Source organism: Synergistaceae bacterium, from assembly GCA_017444345.1.
GTDB lineage: Bacteria > Synergistota > Synergistia > Synergistales > Aminobacteriaceae > JAFUXM01.
The window spans coordinates 1-3960 of record JAFSWW010000130.1 but is presented as its reverse complement, the minus strand read 5'-3'; the positions used below and the strand labels follow the sequence as shown (position 1 = coordinate 3960).

Annotated in this window: 2 protein-coding genes; one reads left to right on the top strand and one right to left on the bottom strand. The window is 40.4% G+C overall.

What is annotated here, in order from left to right:
- Positions 1-32 precede the first annotated feature (32 nt).
- Positions 33-773 carry a C39 family peptidase gene (locus IJS99_10220; GenBank protein MBQ7562182.1) on the bottom strand — a complete coding sequence of 247 codons (741 nt, stop codon included), beginning with the start codon at positions 771-773 and terminating at the stop codon, positions 33-35.
- Positions 774-1094: 321 nt separating this feature from the next.
- Here IJS99_10220 and uvrA point away from each other — a divergent pair, with 321 nt between their 5' ends.
- Entirely contained in the window at positions 1095-3914 is a 2820-nt protein-coding gene (gene uvrA / locus IJS99_10215; protein MBQ7562181.1) for an excinuclease ABC subunit UvrA, read from the top strand.
- Positions 3915-3960 lie beyond the last annotated feature (46 nt).

The window sequence follows — 3960 nt, the reverse complement described above, 5'->3', positions numbered from 1 at the left end:
CCCTAGATAATTTTTACCCCGCCGCAACGATTTTATTTTTTCGGTCTAGCTATAATAAACGGCTGTTCTCTCTCATTTTCCGGAGTATTCGAATGAGCGAACCACATGGAAAAAAATTTCTCCCCGTTATTCACTGTGTAGCCGTCTTGTTTATGATCGCATGTGTCGTAGGGATCTTCAAGAATTAATACATCGTCAAGAGTCGACTCCGTTCCCATTGTGTCGTAGCCTATTATTACCCGCCAATGTCCGCCCCATTCTATATTGTCTATTAAAATAGGCGTGTTAGATTTTAGAGTCGAGATCGCAAAATTTTTGAAGTCGTCATAACTCTCAAACTTTGAACGAGTCAAGCTGCTTTCAACTTCCCAGCCCATATTATTGAAAAATTTTATAATATCGCTAGGATTTGTGCCGACCGGGTAGGGCTTTGTGTTCATTTCGCGTGCTAAATCCATTTCTGTATAATCCTTCACGCTGTACCAGTACAAAACAGTCAAGACAGCAGCCGGGCCGCAAGTGTGTTCACGTGATTGCTGATAAGTGGGATAATTTGAGAGAATTACGCGGTTAGGTGATGACTCGAGCACAAAATAATCTGTCAGAGTGTCAAAATAAATAGAAAACTTGTGATTTATTTCACCGGGAGCAGAAGAAGCACCCTCGCTCTTAGTGTCGAGTCCCTCAGGGTAGGGAATGACTCGTAACTCTTCAGAATTTGCCGCAGAAATTGCAATAATAAATATCAGCAGCGATAAAAAAATTTTCTTCACGATAAAAATATTACTCCTTCAATAAAAAATTTTGCGAATACTTTATCACAATTAAAAAATTTTGCGCGAGTCATATAAATTTATTGCTGTTAAAAAATTTTCATGATAACAAAAAATTTTCCTGCGTAATATCTTGCTATAACTAAGAAATTTGCAACTTTTTGTATTAGTAAATGTATTAGTAAAAATTAGCTTTTTGCCATGACTCAAGAAAGATTTTAATTTGCTTACTGGGAATTCTTACACGAAAATTTTATCACGTTTATATTATATAATTTGCTTGCTTGATAAATAACTTTTTTCACGGAGGGCAGTAATTTTTTGAACGGAAAAATTTCAATCAGGGGCGCACGGGAGCACAATCTCAAGAATATAAATATAGACATTCCGCGAGGCGAATTAATTGTAATAACCGGGCCTTCAGGTTCGGGGAAATCTTCACTTGCATTTGATACGTTATATGCTGAAGGTCAGCGGCGTTATGTTGAGTCTTTATCTGCATATGCCCGGCAATTCTTAGGTGTCCAGAAAAAACCCGATGTCGACGAAATTTCGGGGCTGTCTCCTGCTATATCAATCGAACAGAAAGGCACAGGCCATAATCCGCGCTCAACGGTCGGGACTGTTACAGAAATTTATGACTATTTCAGGCTGTTATTTGGAAGAATCGGGATTCCTCATTGCCCTAAATGCGGCAAACCTGTTCAGAGACATTCAATTGATGAGATTATTGACTATATTTTGAGTCAGGAGAATGACTCGCGCGTTGAGATTCTTTCACCGTTAATCCGCAACAAAAAAGGGGAATTCAAGAATTTATTTAATCAGGTCAGAGCACAGGGCTATACTCGCGCAAGGGTTGACGGAAATATTTTTTTCTTGGAAGAAGAAATTTTACTGGACAAGAATAAACGCCACTATATAGAAATAGTAATAGATAGATTGAAGATTTCTCAAGACAGACGCACGAGACTCGCCGAATCAATTGAGTCAGCTCTAAAACTTTCAAACGGTTATGTATTAATCTCACCTGAAGGCAAGCAAGAATATACTATGACAGAAAATTATTCATGTCCTGATTGTGAGACGAGCATTCCAGAAATTGAGCCGCGTTTGTTCTCGTTCAATAATCCCGTCGGAGCTTGTCCCGATTGCGGCGGACTCGGAAGTCATGAACATTTTTCGCGTGAACTCGCAATTGATCCGACTCGTTCAGTCTTAGAAGGCGCAATTATTCCATGGAAGTCAAAACCTCATGTTATCGAAAAATTAAAATTGTTCGCCAGTAAACATAAATGGGACTTGAGTCAGCCTTATAAAGATTTGCCCGTTGAAGTTCAGGATTTTATTTGGAACGGGAGCGGGGACGAAAAATTACCGATGATATTTGACGAAAAGGGAGTCGCCCGGCCATATATGGGACGTTATGAGGGCGTTGTCGGCTGGCTTGAAGAAAAATTAAAATGGTTCGCAGATAATGACTCAGTAACTGAAGAAGTAGCGCAATATAAAGAAGAAGACATCTGCAAAACTTGTAACGGGTTAAGATTGCGTCAAGAGGCTTTAAACGTGAAAGTCTCAGGCTATACTATAGGCGATTTATTAATTATGCCGGTCGAGAAATTAGCGGGCGTTGTAAAAAATTTTGTATTGTCCAAATATGAACGTTCAATCGTTGAGCAGGTTATAAGCGAGATAACAAAGCGGCTTGATTTTCTTGTGAATGTCGGAGTCGGTTATTTATCTTTACTGCGTCGGGCTGATACTCTTTCAGGCGGTGAGAGTCAACGAATAAGACTCGCTACTCAAATCGGATCAAATTTAAGCGGTGTGCTTTATGTACTCGACGAGCCTACAATCGGGCTTCATTCAAGAGACACGGAAAAATTAATTAACTCGCTGAAATCAATTAAGAATTTAGGCAACACTGTAATTGTTGTAGAACATGATAGAGAGACAATGCAGGCGGCTGATGATTTAATAGAACTTGGCCCGGGAGCAGGTGAGGGCGGCGGCAAAATTTTATACTCAGGCAGCTATGAAGAAGTGTTAAAGACTCAAGGTCAGACGGCTAAATATTTGCGCGGTGAATCTTCCGGAATAGTCAAGAAAGAGTCCCGGCGGGTCCCACTCGGCTGGCTTAAAGTTTTAGGAGCTTCACACAATAATTTGAAAAATTTAAATATTAATATCCCCGTCGGAGTGTTTACTTGTATCAGCGGCGTATCAGGTTCGGGCAAGAGCAGCTTTCTTTATGACGTATTATATAAGGGATTGCGGCGGATTCTCGATAAAGATTTTCGCGAACGTCCCGGGAAGTTTGACTCGATTCAGGGCGCAGAATTCTTTGATAATATTGTCTTAGTGGATCAAAGCCCTATAGGCCGGACTCCCCGTTCAAATCCTGCGACATATACAGGAGTGTTTACGCTGATACGTGAATTTTTTGCGAGTCTGCCAGAGTCCAAGATTCGCGGCTTTAATTCAGGAAGATTCAGCTTTAACGTTAAGGGCGGACGCTGTGAATCCTGCAAAGGGGCGGGCAGTGTGAAGACTTCAATGTTATTTTTGCCTGATATTTACTCGGACTGCGAAGTTTGCAAGGGGACTCGCTTTAATCATGAAACTTTAGAAGTCAGATTCAAGAATAAGAATATTTCTGACGTTTTAGCAATGACGGTTGACGAGGCTTTAAATTTTTTCGCTGAAATTCCTAAAATCGCTAATAAATTGCGTGTAATTCAGGACGCAGGACTCGGTTATATAAAACTGGGTCAATCAGCTTTGACTCTTTCAGGCGGAGAAGCACAGCGCGTGAAACTTTCTAAGGAGTTATCTAAGAAATTCGGCGGGAGGACTCTTTATTTACTCGACGAACCTACAACGGGATTATTTTATACGGACGTCAAGAAATTGCTTGAGATCATTCACCGCATAATTGATAGAAGTAAAAGCACAGTTATATTTATCGAACATAATTTAGACGTGTTATTGTCAGCAGATTACATAATAGATTTAGGTCTTGAGGGCGGAGAAGGAGGCGGGAGTCTCATTGCTGAGGGAACGCCTGAAGAAATTATTAATCACGGGGAAGGCTACACGGCAAAATTTTTAAAGCAATACACGAACGAGTTAATATAATGTTTTGATTTTCACTATTCTACTCGACTGCGCAGCAGTCGGGTGG